This is a genomic window from Nonomuraea sp. NPDC003707 (genome assembly GCF_053587055.1).
The window spans coordinates 389,484-405,672 of sequence record NZ_JBSFNK010000007.1 but is presented as its reverse complement, the minus strand read 5'-3'; the positions used below and the strand labels follow the sequence as shown (position 1 = coordinate 405,672).

13 protein-coding genes are annotated in these 16,189 nt (G+C 70.9%); 3 read left to right on the top strand and 10 right to left on the bottom strand.

The window, feature by feature from the left end; genetic code table 11:
* Positions 1–65: 65 nt before the first annotated feature.
* The 3 genes from ACWDRB_RS21460 (at position 66) to ACWDRB_RS21450 (ending at position 3,452) form a co-directional block, all read left to right on the top strand.
* On the top strand, positions 66–953 hold the full coding sequence (locus ACWDRB_RS21460) for a peptidylprolyl isomerase (protein WP_449896184.1): 888 nt from the start codon (positions 66–68) through the stop codon (positions 951–953).
* A 62-nt stretch (positions 954–1,015) separates the two neighbouring features.
* Positions 1,016–2,245, top strand: a complete 1,230-nt coding sequence (locus ACWDRB_RS21455; RefSeq protein ID WP_449896182.1) for a DUF349 domain-containing protein — start codon at positions 1,016–1,018, stop codon at positions 2,243–2,245.
* Positions 2,246–2,360: 115 nt separating this feature from the next.
* A complete protein-coding gene (locus ACWDRB_RS21450; RefSeq protein WP_449896180.1) occupies positions 2,361–3,452 on the top strand; it encodes a cupin domain-containing protein in 1,092 nt (363 codons plus the stop codon).
* A 32-nt stretch (positions 3,453–3,484) separates the two neighbouring features.
* Here the strand turns inward: ACWDRB_RS21450 and ACWDRB_RS21445 are convergent, their stop codons facing one another.
* From ACWDRB_RS21445 to ACWDRB_RS21400, 10 genes are all read right to left on the bottom strand, one after another.
* Positions 3,485–5,674: a RelA/SpoT family protein gene (locus ACWDRB_RS21445; RefSeq protein ID WP_355198457.1), complete on the bottom strand. Its 2,190-nt coding sequence runs from the start codon at positions 5,672–5,674 to the stop codon at positions 3,485–3,487.
* Between the two features lie 187 nt (positions 5,675–5,861).
* A complete protein-coding gene (locus tag ACWDRB_RS21440; RefSeq protein ID WP_350727178.1) occupies positions 5,862–6,380 on the bottom strand; it encodes an adenine phosphoribosyltransferase in 519 nt (172 codons plus the stop codon).
* A gap of 288 nt (positions 6,381–6,668) precedes the next feature.
* Complete coding sequence (gene secF / locus ACWDRB_RS21435) at positions 6,669–7,664, bottom strand: protein translocase subunit SecF (RefSeq protein ID WP_350727177.1); 996 nt, start codon at positions 7,662–7,664, stop codon at positions 6,669–6,671.
* A gap of 1 nt (position 7,665) precedes the next feature.
* Positions 7,666–9,504: a protein translocase subunit SecD gene (secD, locus tag ACWDRB_RS21430; protein WP_449896177.1), complete on the bottom strand. Its 1,839-nt coding sequence runs from the start codon at positions 9,502–9,504 to the stop codon at positions 7,666–7,668.
* 43 nt (positions 9,505–9,547) lie between these two features.
* Positions 9,548–9,931: a preprotein translocase subunit YajC gene (gene yajC, locus ACWDRB_RS21425; protein WP_350727175.1), complete on the bottom strand. Its 384-nt coding sequence runs from the start codon at positions 9,929–9,931 to the stop codon at positions 9,548–9,550.
* A gap of 218 nt (positions 9,932–10,149) precedes the next feature.
* On the bottom strand, positions 10,150–11,190 hold the full coding sequence (gene ruvB / locus ACWDRB_RS21420; protein ID WP_397370939.1) for a Holliday junction branch migration DNA helicase RuvB: 1,041 nt from the start codon (positions 11,188–11,190) through the stop codon (positions 10,150–10,152).
* 489 nt (positions 11,191–11,679) lie between these two features.
* Complete coding sequence (gene ruvA / locus ACWDRB_RS21415) at positions 11,680–12,300, bottom strand: Holliday junction branch migration protein RuvA (protein WP_449896174.1); 621 nt, start codon at positions 12,298–12,300, stop codon at positions 11,680–11,682.
* 196 nt (positions 12,301–12,496) lie between these two features.
* Positions 12,497–13,027, bottom strand: coding sequence for a crossover junction endodeoxyribonuclease RuvC (ruvC, locus tag ACWDRB_RS21410; protein ID WP_449896172.1), 531 nt, complete (start codon positions 13,025–13,027; stop codon positions 12,497–12,499).
* Positions 13,028–13,144: 117 nt separating this feature from the next.
* Positions 13,145–14,287, bottom strand: coding sequence for a GNAT family N-acetyltransferase (locus ACWDRB_RS21405; protein ID WP_449896170.1), 1,143 nt, complete (start codon positions 14,285–14,287; stop codon positions 13,145–13,147).
* A gap of 60 nt (positions 14,288–14,347) precedes the next feature.
* The gene (locus ACWDRB_RS21400; protein WP_449896168.1) at positions 14,348–16,108 is read right to left on the bottom strand and encodes a hypothetical protein; all 1,761 of its coding nucleotides are present in this window, start codon (positions 16,106–16,108) and stop codon (positions 14,348–14,350) included.
* Positions 16,109–16,189 lie beyond the last annotated feature (81 nt).

Here is a 16,189-nt window from a genome sequence, read left to right as displayed (position 1 = left end):
GAATCATTACCCGTTGGCCGATACGATTCGCCCACCTCAGTTGATTGACTATGGGAGGCAAAGCGGTGGCCACGGGGAAGGACCGGCAGAGGCAGCTCGCTCGTGAGCACTACGAGCGGCAGATGCATCGCCGGGTCGAACGCGAGCAGAAGGCCAAGCGCACGGCGATCATCGGCTCCTCGGTGGGCGTCGTGATCGTGATCGGCGGCATCGTCGCCGCGGTCGCGCTGCTGGGCGGCAACGACGCGGGGACCGACGCGGCCTCCTCGCCCACGGCGTCGGCCGCCGACACCGCCGCGCCGTCGGCCTCGGCCTCGGCTTCGGCCGCGGCGGGGCCCAAGCCGTACGACGCGGCGACGGGCACGTGCGACTACGTCAAGGACGCCGGAGGCGGGCAGGTCAAGGACGTCGGCATGCCGCCGGCCAAGGTCAAGACCACGCCGGCGACCAAGACGATGACGTTCAGGACCAACCAGGGCGACATCGTCGTCGAGCTGAACAACGCCAAGGCGCCCTGCACGACCAACTCGCTGGAGTTCCTGGCGAAGAAGAAGTACTACGACGGCAGCAAGTGCCACCGGCTCGGCAGCGCCCAGTTCCCGATGCTGCAGTGCGGCGACCCGTCGGCCAAGGCCGACGGCAAGAGCCAGGACGGCACCGGCGGCCCCGGCTACGTCATGGCCGAGGAGAACCTCCAGGGCGCCCAGTACAAGCGCGGCGTGATGGCCATGGCCAAAACGCAGGCGCCGGGCAGCACGGGCAGCCAGTTCTTCCTCGTTTTCGGAGACATCGGGCTCACGCCGGATTACACGCCGGTGGGTACGATCACCAAGGGGCTCGACATCCTGGACAAGGTGAACAAAGCAGGCGTCATCGGGGACGCCGGCGACGGGACGGGGGCGCCGAAGCAAACCGTCGAAATCAAAGACGTGACAATCGCCAGCAAGAGCTGACGTAATACAAACTAGGGACGAAGTAGTCCCGAAGGGTCTGATGGAAAGTGCGGGAGGACACGGTGAGCACCGACCCGTGGGGCCGGGTAGACGACGACGGCACCGTCTACGTGCGTACGGCTGAGGGAGAGCGGGCCGTCGGCTCCTGGCAGGCCGGTGAACCCGAAGAGGCACTGGCCTACTTCCATCGCAAGTACGACGAGCTGGCCGGTCAGGTGCAGCTGCTGGAACAGCGCGTCAAGGGCACCGACCTGGCTCCTGCCCAGGCCGAGGCGAACATCGCCAAGCTGCGTGAGGCCGTCGCCGACGCCCACGCCATCGGCGACCTCGACGCGCTGACGGCCCGGCTCGACGGCCTGACGGAGCTGGTCGCCCAGCGCCGCGAGGAGGTCAAGGCGGCCCGCGAGCACGCGCGCGCCGAGGCCAGGTCGGTCAAGGAGCGCATCGTCGCCGAGGCCGAGCGCATCGCGGACGAGACCACCCACTGGAAGTCGGGTGGCGAGCGGCTGCGCCAGCTCGTCGAGGAGTGGAAGGCCGCCGACCGCATCGACCGGGTCACCGAGGCCGCGCTGTGGAAGCGGCTCTCGGCGGCCCGTACGGCGTTCGCCAAGCGGCGCAAGACGTACTTCGCGGGGCTCGACGAGCAGCGCGAGGGCGTGCGGGCGGCCAAGGAGCGCATCGTCGCCGAGGCCGAGGCGCTGGCCGACTCGACCGACTGGGGCCAGACCGCGGCGATCTACCGCGAGCTGATGCAGCAGTGGAAGAGCGCCGGCCGGGCCTCGCGCGAGGCCGAGGACGAGCTGTGGGCCCGCTTCAAGGGCGCGCAGGACCAGTTCTTCCAGGCCCGTTCCGCCGTCTTCGCCGAGCGCGACGCCTCGCTGGCCGCCAACGCGGAGGTCAAGGAGGTGCTGCTGGCCGACGCCGAGAAGATCCTCCCGGTCACGGACGTGCGCACGGCCCGCTCGGCGCTGCGGAACATCCTGGAGCGCTGGGAGGCCGCCGGCCCGGTGCCGCGCGAGCAGCGCGACCGGCTCGAGGGCGGGCTGCGCAAGGTGGACGAGGCCGTGCGCAAGGCCGAGGACGCCGAGTGGAAGCGCTCCAACCCGGAGGCCAGGGCCCGTGCGCAGAGCACCGTCGACCAGCTGCGCACCTCGATCGATCAGCTGGAGAAGCGGCTGTCCAAGGCGCAGACGGCCGGTCGCGCCAAGGACATCAAGGAGACCGAGGAGGCGCTGATCGCCCGGCGCTCGTGGCTGGAGGAGGCCGAGCGCACGCTCGCCGAGTTCAGCTGATCCCGGTGGAGGCCCCTTCCGGTCTCCACCGGGCCACGCGACCGTGCGCGAGCGAGTGGCGGCGGTGCGTGAAATGGGGCGGCGGCGGAAGGGGCTGAGACCTAGGCTGGCGGGCATGGATCCCGTCAGCGCCGCACGTGCCCTCGTCGAGGAGATGTTCCCGGGGGCCCTGTACGCCTTCGTCGGCGGCAGCGCCCTCACCGAGCGCCGCACCAGCACCTCCGACCTCGACGTCGTCGTGGTGCTCGACGGCCTGCCCACCCCCTACCGCGAGTCGCTGCGGTGGCGCGAGTGGCCCGTGGAGCTGTTCGTGCACAGCGAGACCAGCCTGCGCGCCTACCTCGACAAGGACTTCGACCGGCGCCAGCCGAGCCTGGCCCGCATGTGCGCCGAGGGCGCGGTGCTGACCGACCGGACCAGCGGCCGGGCCAGCGACCTCCAGGCGGCGCTGAGCGAGCGCCTGACGGCCGGACCGGGCGGTCTGACCAGCTCACAGGCCGAACGGGCCAGATACGCCCTCTCCGACCTCCTGGACGACCTCTCGGGGGCCACGGACGCCGGCGAGCGGACGTTCATCCGGTGGCAGGTGGCGCAGGAGACCGCCAGGATGGCGCTCGGGCTGGGGCGCAGGTGGCAGGGGAGCGGCAAGTGGCTGCTGCGCGAGCTGCGCGCCCACGACCCGGTGCTGGCGGAGGCGCTGCTCGGCGCCGTCGACGACTCGGCACGGCTGGCCGCCGTCGCCTCGGACGTCCTGGAACGCGCTGGAGGGCGTCTCTGGGAGGGTTACCGGGCCGAGGGTGACCCGTTCCACCAGCCGCTGCGTCACGTGCCCTCAGGGGAGCTCTCGGGCGAGACGGCGCAGAGCTCCGGCATGCGCAGGCTCGCGGCCATCAGCGGGGCCACGGCCGGGTCCGTCCGCCTCTGGATGGGCGAGACCCACGTCGCGCCCGCCACGCGCTCGTCCGACCACCACCACGGGGCCTCGGAGACGGCCATCTACGTGGTCAGCGGCACGCCGTCGTTCGTGTTCCTGGAGGACGGGCGGGAGGTGCGGCTGGACACCAAGCCCGGCGACTACATCTTCGTGCCGCCGTACGTGCCCCATCGCGAGGAGAATCCGGACCCGTCGCAGGAGGCCGTGGTCGTCATCGCCCGCAGCACCCAGGAGGCCATCGTCGTCAACCTCCCCGACCTCCGCCCCCGCTGACCCGCCGCCGGGGCCCGGCGCCCCGGAAGCGGTCAGTTGCCGGCGCCGCTGACGCGGTAGACGTCGAACACGCCCTGGATGCTGCGCACGGCCTTGAGCACGTGCCCCAGGTGCTTGGGATCGCCCATCTCGAACGTGAACTTGCTGATCGCCACCCGGTCCCGGGACGTCGTGACCGACGCGCTCAGGATGTTGACGTGCTGGTCGGAGAGCGTACGCGTGACGTCGGACAGCAGGCGCGGCCGGTCCAGCGCCTCCACCTGGATCGCGACCAGGAACACGCTGTCGTCGCTGGGCGACCAGCTGACCTCGACGAGCCGGTCGGGCTGCTCCTTGAGCTGCTGCACGTTGGTGCAGTCGCCGCGGTGCACCGACACCCCGTGCCCCCTCGTGACGAACCCGACGATCTCGTCACCGGGCACCGGGGTGCAGCACTTCGACAGGCGTACCCACACGTCGGCGTCGCCCGCCACGACCACGCCCGCGCCGCCACCGCGGGGGCGGCCGCGCAGCCGGGTGGGCAGCGAGGTCTCGGCGATGTCCTCCTCGGCGCTGTCGACGCCGCCGATCGAGGCCACCAGCTTCTGCACGACGGCCTGCGCCGCGATGTGCCCCTCCCCCACGGCCGCGTAGAGCGCGGAGACGTCGGGGTAGCGCAGGTCGCGGGCGAGCGCCAGCAGCGCCTCGCCGGACATCAGCCGCTGCAGCGGCAGGCCCTGCTTGCGCATGGCCCGCCCGATGGCCTCCTTGCCCGCCTCGATCGCGGTCTCGCGGCGCTCCTTGGAGAACCACTGCCGGATCTTGTTGCGGGCCCGGCCCGACTTGACGAACTTGAGCCAGTCGCGCGACGGCCCGGCGTCCGGCGACTTGGAGGTGAAGATCTCGACCGTGTCGCCGTTGCCGAGCCGCGACTCCAGCGGCACCAGCCGCCCGTTGACCCGGGCGCCGATGCAGCGGTGACCCACCTCGGTGTGCACGGCGTACGCGAAGTCGACCGGCGTGGCCCCCTCGGGCAGCGCGATGACCTGCCCCTTCGGGGTGAAGACGTAGACCTCGGACACCGACAGGTCGAACCGCAGCGACTCCAGGAACTCGCCCGGGTCGGAGGTCTCCTTCTGCCAGTCGAGGAGCTGGCGCAGCCAGGCCATGTCGCTGCCCGGCTTGACCTTGCCGGTGGGGCCGGGGCTGCCGACCTCTTCCTTGTACTTCCAGTGCGCGGCCACGCCGTACTCGGCCCGGTGGTGCATCGCGTGGGTGCGGATCTGCAGCTCCACCGGCTTGCCCTCGGGACCGATCACCGTGGTGTGCAGCGACTGGTACATGTTGAACTTGGGCATCGCGATGTAGTCCTTGAACCGCCCCGGCACCGGGTTCCACCGGGCGTGGATGGTGCCGAGCGCGGCGTAGCAGTCGCGCACGCTGTCGACGAGGACGCGGATGCCCACCAGGTCGTAGATGTCGTCGAAGGCCACGTCGCGGGCGATCATCTTCTGGTAGACCGAGTAGTAGTGCTTCGGCCGGCCCTTGACCACGGCGCGGATCTTGGCCTCGCGCAGGTCGCCGGAGACCTTCTCGATGACCTCCTGCAGGAACAGGTCGCGGCGCGGCGCCCGCTCCGACACCATGCGCGCGATCTCGTCGTAGCGCTTGGGGTAGAGCATGGCGAAGGCCAGGTCCTCGAGCTCCCACTTGATCGTGTTCATGCCCAGGCGGTGGGCCAGCGGGGCGAAGATCTCCAGCGTCTCGCGCGACTTCTGGTGGCGCTTGTGCTCGGGGAGGTAGCGCATGGTGCGCATGTTGTGGAGCCGGTCGGCGAGCTTGATGATCAGCACGCGGATGTCGCGCGACATGGCGACGACCATCTTGCGCACGGTCTCGGCCTGCGCGGCGTCGCCGAACTTCACCTTGTCCAGCTTGGTCACGCCGTCGACCAGGGACCCGATGGTGTCGCCGAAGTCGCCGCGCAGCTCGTCGAGGCTGTAGGCGGTGTCCTCCACCGTGTCGTGGAGCAGCGCGGCGCACAGGGTCTCGTCGTCGGTGCCGAGCTCGGCCAGGATCGTGGCCACGGCCAGCGGGTGGGTGATGTACGGGTCGCCGGACTTCCGCTTCTGGTCGCGGTGGTGGTAGGCGGCGACGTCGTACGCACGCTCGATCACGCGCAGGTCGGCCTTGGGGTGGGTGGCGCGGACCGTGCGGAACAACGGCTCCAGCACCGGATTCATGGCCCCACCCCCAAATCGCCGTCGACGCACCGCTGGAACGCCGGACGCCTCGGCGTTGCCGGAGTCGGTTACGTCGGGCACGACCACATCACGGGGCACACAGACTCCTCACGCAATGGCTCCTCACGTTCGAGTCCAGATCCCCCAGTGTATCCAGGCGGCGAACCTGGGCCGTCGCGGGTCGGGCTCAGACGATCACGAGGGAGTGCAGGTCCACTCCCGTCACCCGCTCACGTCCCTTGAGAAAGGCCAGTTCCATGAGCACGGCGATGCCGACGACCTCGGCGCCGGCCCTCTTCACCAACTCCACGGCAGCCCTCGCGGTGCCGCCCGTGGCCAGCACGTCGTCGACCACGAGAACGCGGTCGCCGGGCGTGAAGGCGTCACGGTGGACCTCGATGGTCGCGGAGCCGTACTCCAGATCGTAGGACTCTTCGAGGGTTTCGGCGGGCAGTTTCCCCTTCTTCCGTACCGGTACGAAACCCGCCCCCGCCCGGTACGCCACCGGAGCCGCGAGGATGAACCCGCGCGCCTCGATGCCCACGATCTTGTCCACCTGGTGAAGCCCGGCCAGTTCGTCCACCACGGCCGCCATGGCGACCGGGTCGCCCAGCAGCGGGGTGATGTCCTTGAACATCACGCCCGGCTTGGGGTAGTCGGGCACGTCCCTGATCCTGTCCAGGATCATCGTGCTCAGCTCGGTCATGGCGTCTCCTCGCAATCGTGCACCGGCGGTGTGCCGGGCTCCATCGGACCTCGAGAGGGTACTGCCGGAATCATCCGGCTGGGGAATCGCCTCCCTGATAGCGTTTCCTCGTGCCCCAGCAGGGCACCGGTCAGGGCTTGGCCGTCGCCGACTCCGGATACCTCTGCCGGGGAAAGCGAGAAGCCGCTTCCTCTCAGGAAGCGGAGGAGTCGCGATGGTGCATCCCGCGCACACAACGACGCCCCCATCCCGTGAAGGCTGAGGGCGTCGTACGTGTCTGTGCGCCGGTTATCCCTTGGCTACGGCCGCGCTTTTGGAACCCTTCGGCCCCTTGCCGCTTCCCGTCGAGGCCAGCCTCCTGGCGATGGCCTGGTACTTCGGCTCCCGCTCCTTCAACGTCACCAGCAGCGGCGTGGCGACGCACAGCGAGGAGTACGTACCGACGATCATGCCGACGAACAGCGCCAGCGACAGGTCCTTCAGCGTGCCCGCGCCGAGCAGCGTGGTGCCGATGAACAGGATCGCCGCCACCGGCAGGATCGCGACCAGCGAGGTGTTCAGCGACCGGATCAGCGTGTGGTTGAGCGCGTTGTTGGCCGCCATCGAGTACGTCATCTTCGACGTGTGCCCCAGCTTGGCCGTGACCTCCTTGATCATGTCGAACACCACGACCGCGTCGTAGAGCGAATAACCGAGGATGGTCAGGAAGCCCAGCAGCGTGGCCGGCGTGACCTCGAAGCCCGACCAGGCGTAGATGCCGGCCGTGATGACGAGGTCGTGGATGAGCGCGACGATCGCCGACATGGCCATCTTCGGCTCGAACGCCATCGACAGGTACAGGATGATCGCCAGCATGAACACGCCCAGGCCGATCCAGGCCTTCTGCGAGACCTCACCGCCCCAGGACGGGCCGATGGCCTGCACGCTGACCTGCCCGACCGGAGTGTTGAAGTCCTTGGCGATCTGGGACTGCACCTGCTCCCTGGTGTTCTCCGGGAGGCTCTCGGTGGTCACCCGCCAGCCGCCGGTGCCGGCCGACTGGACGATCGCCTGGTGCGCGCCCTGATCGAGGACGGCCTCGCGGACCTCCTGGACGGTGGCCTGCTCGGACTTGAACGAGAAGACCGTGCCGCCCCTGAACTCCACGCCCAGGTTGAGCCCGTTGATCAGCAGACCCGCGATCGAGATGAGCAGCAGAATGCCCGACAGGCTGTACCAGAGCCTCCATTGGCCGACGAAGTCGACATTGATCTCGCCGCGGTAGAGGCGACGCGCCAGTCCCATCTCAGGCCTCCTGCGGAGTGGTCGGGCGGCCGGACGAGCCGACCTCGCTCATGCGCTCGGCGTCGAGGCCGGACAGCGGGTGCCCCTTGGCGAAGAACTTCAGCCTCGCCAGCAGGGCGATGAACGGCTTCGTGAACAGGAACACCACCACGATGTCGATCAGCGTGGTCAGGCCCATCGCGAAGGCGAACCCGGCCACACCGCCCACCGCCAGGAAGTAGAGCACGATCGCGGCGATGAACATGACGGCGTCGGCGATCAGGATCGTGCGCCGGGCGCGGACCCAGGCCACCTCGACGGCCGCGCGGAGAGTCCGGTGGCCCTCCTTCATCTCGTCACGTATGCGTTCGAAGTAGACGATGAAGGAGTCGGCGGTGATGCCGATCGAGACCACGAGGCCGATGATGTGCGGCAACGAGAGCCGGAAGTTGGCGTTGTGGCCAAGCACGACCACCGCCGTGTAGGTCAGGATCGTGGCGACCACGAGGCTCAGCACCGCCACGATGCCGAGGCCGCGGTAGTAGAGCATCGAGTAGACCACGACGAGCACGAGGCCGATGAGGCCCGCGATCAGACCGCCCTGCAGCTGGTCCTGGCCCAGCGTCGAGGAGACCGTGTCGACCGAGCTGCGGTTGAACTTCAGCGGCAGCGCGCCGTACTTGAGCTGGTCGGCCAGCGCGGTGGCGCTGAGCTGGTCGAACCCGCCGGTGATCTCGGCCCGGCCGCCGGGGATCGGGCTGATGATGTTGGGGGCGGTGATGACGACGCCGTCGAGCACGACCGCGACCTTGTTGCGCGGCTCCTGGGAGTTGTAGGCGGCCGTGGTGAGCTTGCTCCACTCGGCCGCGCCCTTGCTCTTGAAGTCGAGCTGGACGACCCACTCGACGGTGCCCTGCCGGACGCCCGCCGAAGCCGTGTCGATGTCGGTGCCGACGACCTTGGCGACGTCGAGGACGTACTTGTAGCTGCCGTCGGTCTCGCAGCCGGCGAACTGCTTCTTCGGGTCGTCCTGGACGCCCTGGCCGCGGTTGGCCGGGTTGGCGCAGTCAAGCTTGTTGAACTGGGCCAGCACCGCCGGGTCGATGCCCTGGGTGTTGACGCCGGCGTTGGGGTTCTGCGCGGGCGGCGTGCTGGGCTGGCCGGACGGGGCCGCCGTCGGGCTGGCCTTGGCGTCCTGGCCCTTCTTCTGCTGCTTCTGAGGGTTGTCCGTGGCGGCCGGCTGCTGGGGGTTGTCCGTGGCGGCCGGCTGCCCCGACGCGGCGGGCGTCGGCGCGGTCAGCGCGGACGACAACGCCTTGCCCGTCGGGGACGCGCTGGGCTGGGGCGTGGAGACCGCGGGCGAGCCGGACTTGTCCGACCTGGGGGTGGTGGACTTGTCAGACTTGGGAGTGGCGGACTGGCTCGCCGAAGCCGACGGGTTCGGCGTCGGCGCGTTGGTGGCCAGGTTCTGCGGAACCTGCGTGGCCTCCATGGCCAGCACCTGGCGGAAACGCAGCTCCGCGGTGGTGGCGACCAGCTTGATGGCCTCGCTCTGTCCGACGCCCGGGATCGAGATGATGATGTTGCTGCCGGACCTGGCGACCTCCGCGTCGGAGATGCCGTTGCCGTTGACTCGATCGCGGATGATGTTGACTGCGCGATCGAGAATCTCATCCGGCGGTGCCGTGTTGTTCTGGGTCACCGGGGACAGAGTCACCGTCGTGCCGCCGGCGAGGTCGAGACCCAGCTTGGGCGTGAACGCCTTCTGCAGGAACATCGTCCCGCCCAGGGCGAGGATGAGCGCCAGCAGCACCAGGAGCGTTCGCCCCGGTCGGCTGTGGCGGCTGGTCGGTCGGGCCACTGGTCGTCAGTTCTTTCAGATAGAGGTTTGTCGCAGAGCTTAGTCAGGACTGCTTGGTGCTGGAGTCCTGGTCATCGTTGCGATCCACGGTGGCCTCGGACTCCTTCTTGCCCTCCTCACCCGGTGCGGCGTCGTCGTCGGAGGACTCGTCCGCCGCGGGAGCGTCCCCGGGCGTGACCACACGGCCGATCGCGGCCTTCACCCAGCGGGTCTCGATCCCCGGTGCGATCTCGAGGACCACGTCCTCATTGTCCACCGTCACCACGGTGCCGAACAGCCCGGTCGTGGTCATGACCCGGGCGCCCGGAGCCAGGGAGTTCTGCATTTGGATCGCCTCTTGCTGACGCTTGCGCTGAGGGCGGATCAGCAGGAAGTAGAACACCACCACCAGCAGAATCAGCGGCAGGATGCTACCGAGTTGTCCCATGTCCATAAGGGGCGACCTTCCATTGTCGTACAAGAAGTTGACACCGGCCTCGCGCCGGAAATTCCGTGCGTTGCGTCGGGGCCGCGCCGCTCAGCCCGTCAGCCTACACAGCCAGCCAAGCCACGGAGTGTAGGCCGTTGTTGCGAAACGCGGCAACGAGGCAGCGTTTCGGCGCGCGGGGAAGTTCCCATTTTGAAACGGTTGCAACCGTTCTGTGATCAGCCGTCTGAGTCGAATACCGCTGCTCCGAACGCGTCGGGGGGCGGGGTCATGCCGAGATGACTCCAGGCGGCCGCCGTCGCGACCCGGCCGCGCGGGGTCCTGGCCAGCAGGCCCTGGCGTACGAGGAACGGCTCGGCCACCACTTCGACGGTCTCCGGCTCCTCCCCTACGGCCACGGCCAGCGTCGACAGGCCGACCGGGCCGCCACCGAACTTCTTCAGCAGCACGTCCAGGACCGCCCTGTCGAGCCGGTCGAGCCCTTCGGCGTCGACTTCGTACAGGTTGAGGGCCGCCGCCGCTATTTCCCGGTTTATCACCCCGTCGGCCCTTACGTCCGCGAAATCCCGCACTCGCCTGAGCAGCCGGTTCGCGATACGGGGCGTCCCCCGGGACCGCCTGGCGATCTCGTGCGCCCCGTCCCCGGGCAGGACCACGCCGAGCAGCCTGGCCGACCGGTAGAGCACCTGCTCGAGCTCGCCGACCTCGTAGAAGTCCATGTGCGCGGTGAACCCGAACCGGTCGCGCAGCGGCGCGGGCAGCAGCCCGGCGCGGGTGGTGGCGCCGACGAGCGTGAACGGCGCGATGTCGAGCGGGATGGCCGTGGCTCCCGGGCCCTTGCCGACGACGATGTCGACCCTGAAGTCCTCCATGGCGAGATAGAGCATCTCTTCGGCGGGCCTGGCCATCCGGTGGATCTCGTCGATGAACAGCACCTCGCCCTCGGCGAGCGTGGACAGGATGGCGGCCAGGTCGCCGGCCCGCTCCAGCGCAGGGCCGGAGGTGATCCTCAGCGGCGCGTTGAGCTCAGCGGCGATGATCATGGACAGCGTGGTCTTGCCGAGCCCGGGCGACCCGCTCATCAGCACGTGGTCGGGCGGCCGCTGCCTGCGCAGGGCGCTCTCGAGCACGAGGGAGAGCTGCTCGCGCACCCGGCCCTGGCCGATGAACTCGCCGAGCCGCTTGGGCCGCAGCGCCGCCTCGATCTGCAGCTCGTCGCCACCGGCCTCGGACGACACCAACTCCCGCTCAAACCCCACCCCCACACCCCCTCACACCGGCTCCATCGCCAACACCCCACGAACCCCTCACACCGACCCCCGCCCACCGCATCGCCGTCGGGGCGCCGAGGCCTCGCAACGTCGCCAGGCGTGCGCCCGGACAGCGCGACGTCGCCCGGGGTTCCGCCGGGCGGCGCGACGGCGCCAAGCCGGAGCCCGGACGGCGCGACGGCGCCGCGACGGGCGCTCCCGGCGCGCGGGCGGAGCCCACCGCGCCGCGACGGCGGGACGTGGTGCGGTGGCGGCCGGCGCAACGCGGTCGGCGCCCGGCCGGGCCACGGTGCCGGGCCTGCGACTCGCTCGTCACGGCGAGCAGCCCGTGAGCCTTCACGACCGGCCATGACAGAGGGAAACCGGCGTCGGCGCGTGCGGTTACCTTGGCCCCGCCGTAAAAACCGGGCTTGAGCGCGGCACGAGCGGTCACGTCGGCGCGAAAGAGCGCGGCGCGCGGACGGACGGGGCGGCGGGTCATCGGACGCTCAGGGATTGCAGGGCGGCCTTCAAAAGCGCGGCGACCTGGGGACGGCGTCCGGCGGCGAGGTCGGCGTCGGCGACCGGCTCCACGACGGCGACGGCCTCGTCGGCGTCCTTGCTGGAGTAGCCCAGCCCCACCAGCCCCGAGTGGACCTGATCGCGCCACGCCGCCACGCGCCGCTCCCCGTTGAGCGCGGCGTTGACCGCCTCCTCCGGCGTGCCGAGCCGGTCCTTCAGCTCCAGCACGATCCGCTGCGCCCCCTTCTGCCCGATCCCCGGGACCTGCGTGAGCGCCTTGAGGTCCGCACTGGCCACGGCGACGCGCAGCGCGTTGGGCATGTGGACGGCGAGCATCGCCAGCGCCAGCTTGGGCCCGACCCCGCTGGCCGTCTGCAGCAGCTCGAACACGGCTCGCTCGTCGTCCGTGGCGAACCCGTAGAGGGTGAGTGACTCCTCCCGCACCACCAGCGACGTGGCCAGGCGCGCTTCCTCCCCGATCCGCAGCGTGGCGAGCGTGCCCGGAGTGCAGTGGGTGAGGATGCCGACGCCACCGACCTCGATCACGGCTCCGTCGGGAGCGATCGCGGCCACCTTGCCCGACACCGACGCGATCACAGCCCACCATCCTTCCACGCCGCCGGGGCCCGCACACCACCGGCGAAGGTCACAGCCCGACATCCTCCCGCATGATCACGGACGACACGCCGCGGGCGCGCGGACCGGCCGCGCGGCGCGCCATCCCCCAAGCCGCCAGAGCCCTCAAAGCCCTCAGAGCCGCCAGAGCTCCCGAAGCCGCCCCCGAAGCGGATGATCACGACCTGGGGTCCTTCCGGGTGGCCTTGGCGAGGGCGGCGGCCAGGCGGTGCTGGGCGCCGCCGCGCCACACGTGGCAGATCGCCAGGGCCAGCGCGTCGGCCGCGTCGGCGGGCTTGGGCATCTCGCTCAGGCGCAGCAGCCGGGTGACCATGGCGCCGATCTGCTTCTTGTCGGCGGTGCCGCTGCCGGTGATGGCCGCCTTGACCTCGGACGGCGTGTGCAGCGCCACGGGAAGCCCGCGCCTGGCCGCGCACAGCACGGCGATCCCGGCCGCCTGCGCGGTGCCCATGACGGTGCGTACGTTGTGCTGGCTGAAGACGCGCTCGACCGCCACCGCGTCGGGCCGTACGTCGTCGAGCCACTGCTCGATGCCGGCCTCGATGCCGACGAGCCGCGCGCCGAGCTCCTCGTCGGCCCCGGTGCGCACCACCCCGACGGCCACGAGCGTCAGCGGCGCGCCCGGCCGCCCCTCGACAGCGCCCAGGCCGCACCGGGTCAGCCCCGGATCGACGCCCATCACCCGCACCGGCCCGCCCTCCCGTCGCCGAACACCTGTTCGGCACGAGACTTTACCCCGGCGGGGGCGCCCACGCACCGGTAATCGCCCGTACGCCGGGGAAGGGAGCCGCGGGCGCGCCTCCGATCAGAAGTAGTCCAGCATGTACGGCCTGGCGGCGAACGCCGCGTCGAGCGCCTCGTCGTACCGGTCGTCACCGGACATCAGCCCGCTCAACCGCAACGTCGCCGTCGGCACCCCCGCGTACAACGCCGAGAACCCGTTCACCGAGAGCCTGACCCCGGACTCCTCGACGGGCGTCACCGCACCGGACCCACCCGAGACCTCCAGCCGCCACGACCCCCCACCACCCAGCGGATCGTCCACGGTCACCACGGCCTCGCAGCTCACGAACGCCGGATAACCCCGCCGCTCCACCGCGGCGGCCACGTCCAGCACCCTGAACATCCACCGCGCCTGCCGCACCTCCTCGTTGGACCGCTCCCGCAGCATCCACAGCACCGGGTCGTCCGGAGCCACGGCGGCCACGACATGGCGCGCGATCGACGACGCGCTGCCCACCAGCGACCACAACGCCCGCGCGGTCTCCCCCGAGCCGGCGACCAGGCTCTCCACCTGCATGTCGTCGCCCCGCCACCGGTAGACGACGAAACCGTCCTCGGCCAGGTAGAGGAAGTCGTCCTTGTTCTCCAGCCACAGGGCCCAGGTGCCCTCGTCCCAGGAGATGGGGCCGCTGGCGCGGGTGGCCGAGTGGACGCGGTGCAGCAGGGAGACGACCTCGCCCGCGTCGTCCGGGCCCATCCTGCGCAGCTTGACCTGCCCGGACGGCCGGATCTGGCGCAGCGCCTCGGCCGGGAGCCGCACCTTGTACTGGCCTCCGGCGTGCTCGTACCCGATCGAGCGGTAGATCGGCGTGGTGGCCGGAAAGAGCGCGGAGACCGCGTCGCCGAGGGAGGCGGCCCGTTCCACGACGGCCCGCATGAGCAGGCTGCCGACACCACGGCCACGGTCCTCGGGATTGACGGTGACGCCGGCGACGCCCGCCATCGGCTGCGGCCTGCCGTGCCACCACTGCGTGAACCGGCGCAGCCGCGCGGCCCCGGCGAGCCTGGAGCCGTCGAACGCGCCCAGATAGCGGCCCTCGCCGAGCGCCGGGAGCACCGCCCGGCGCCACTTCTCGTTGTCGCCGGGGGGCAGCGGCCCGAAAGAGCGCCTGCGCAGGTCAAGAACGTCGTCGAGGTCTTCAGCGATCAGGTTGCGAATCTCCACGAGGACCCAACCTATGGCGGGCCGCGCCGCCGGTCCACTTTGGGCGGCGGGGTGCCGCGCCTACGCGGCGGCGGTGCGCGCCCGCGAGCCGTTCGTGGTGATGGCGAGCCTGTCGAGGTAGAGCAGCTGGGCGGCCACGACGGCGACCAGCGCGACGGCGACGACGAGCAGCGGCGTGGCGGCGCCGACGTCGGGCTTCGTGGCGGCGAAGGAGCCGAGCTGGGCCATCTGCGCCACCGGCGCGGTGAACAACGCCGGCTTCTGGGCGACCAGCAGCGGCCAGAGCAGGTCCTGGGCATTCATCAGGGCGACGGCCCCGGCGAGGATGCCCGCCATGGGGAGCGACGGGAGGAACACGCCGCCGAAGAAGTCCTTGTCGGTGCGCTCGGCCAGCCCCTTGCACAGGAGCGTGAGCACGAGCAGGGCCGGGACGCTGACGAGAAGGGGTGGGACGAGGGCCAGGAAGGAGTCGATGAGGCCCATGTTGCGCATGTTCTGCCAGTTGGCGACGCCGAGGGGCCCGGTGCCGACGAACAGCCACGGCGCGAACACCAGCAGCAGCCACTCGCTCCCGCGCCCCAGCGGGCGCAGGCCGCCGATCCCGAGCGCGGCCAGGTAGGCGACGCCCACCGAGACGACCGCTCCGCCGATCGCCGGCACCCACGTGTTCACCTGGGAACGCAGGGAGCCCGCCTCCGAGGTGGGCGAGGCGAGCACGCCGTCGATCCACGGCCAGGCGCACACGAGCGCGGCGGCGAGGAAGACCACCAGCGCCACGATCCCGACGGCCATGCCGACGGTCCCGGCACCACGTCCAGCGGCCGCGCCCGGCGCCACCACAGGAGCAGCCGCAGGGCCCGCCCCCGGCGCGATCGGCCCTGCCGCAGGGGCGGTCGGCACTCCCGCAGGGGCCGCAGGTGAGGTCGGCACGGCCGCTCCCGGCTCAGGCGCGGTACGCGGGGTCAGCGTGACGCTCAGCCGAGAGGCCGCCACGACGACCGTCGCGACGATGCCCAGCACGCCGAGGATCACCCCCGTGAGGGTCGCAACGGACGCGCCAGGGCCGAACTCGGCCATCCGGAAGGCGGAGTCGTACTCCAGCCCTGCGAGCGTCTCTGTGGAGCGCTCAGGGCCGCCCCGGGTGAGCACGAGGCCGAAGGAGAACGTCTGGAGCCCCACCGCGACCGTGGCGATCGCGACGAGCACCCCCACCACGAGCATCGCGGGCCCCACACCACCGCGAGACCCGCCGGAGAAGCCCTGCGGGACGGAGCCGGCGCGCAGGGCGGGCAGGAACGCCATGACCGCCAGCGCGCACACCACCCCGAACGTGCCGGCCGCGACGATCAGCCGGAGCGTTCCAGGCGCGGTCGCGGGATCGCGCAACCCTTCGGCCAGCCCCGCCAGACCCGGCGCGTCCGGCGCCAGCCCGCGCATCCAGGCCGCCGCCACCCCCACCGGCGAGAACGTGACGATCGCCAGCGACAGCGCGATCCGCCCGGCCCTCCGCGGCCACGTGCCCGCCCGGTCGAGCGCCACCGCCAGCAGCGGCGCCACCACCACGGCCACCAGCAACGGCATCGCGACCAGCGACAGCGTGAACCACGCCGCCCGCCAGAACTCGCCGTCGCCCAGCAGCCTGCCGTAGTTGGCGAACCCCACGTACGTGCTCTCGCGCAGGACGCCGCCCCTCTGCAGGCTGAGCCAGATCGTCTGAGCCGTGGGCAGCACGAGCGAGATCAGCGTGCCGAGCAACGCGGGCACGGCCAGCAGCCAGCCGAGCGCCGGAGAGGGGGCCTGTGGAGGGGTGGGGGAAGTCACGTCGCCCGACCCTACGCTGCCCCGTCCCTTCTCGCACCCGAAGAAAGCCCCGGAACCCACCCGCGCCGAAGAAAGCCCCGG

Excerpts from the sequence above, each read along its gene's own strand:
- ACWDRB_RS21445 (WP_355198457.1), bottom strand. The coding sequence starts at position 5,674 with ATGAATCCGGTGCTGGAGCCGTTGTTCCGCACGGTCCGCGCCACCCAC.
- ACWDRB_RS21450 (WP_449896180.1), top strand. The coding sequence starts at position 2,361 with ATGGATCCCGTCAGCGCCGCACGTGCCCTCGTCGAGGAGATGTTCCCG.
- yajC (WP_350727175.1), bottom strand. The coding sequence starts at position 9,931 with ATGGGACAACTCGGTAGCATCCTGCCGCTGATTCTGCTGGTGGTGGTG.
- ACWDRB_RS21440 (WP_350727178.1), bottom strand. The coding sequence starts at position 6,380 with ATGACCGAGCTGAGCACGATGATCCTGGACAGGATCAGGGACGTGCCC.
- secF (WP_350727177.1), bottom strand. The coding sequence starts at position 7,664 with ATGGGACTGGCGCGTCGCCTCTACCGCGGCGAGATCAATGTCGACTTC.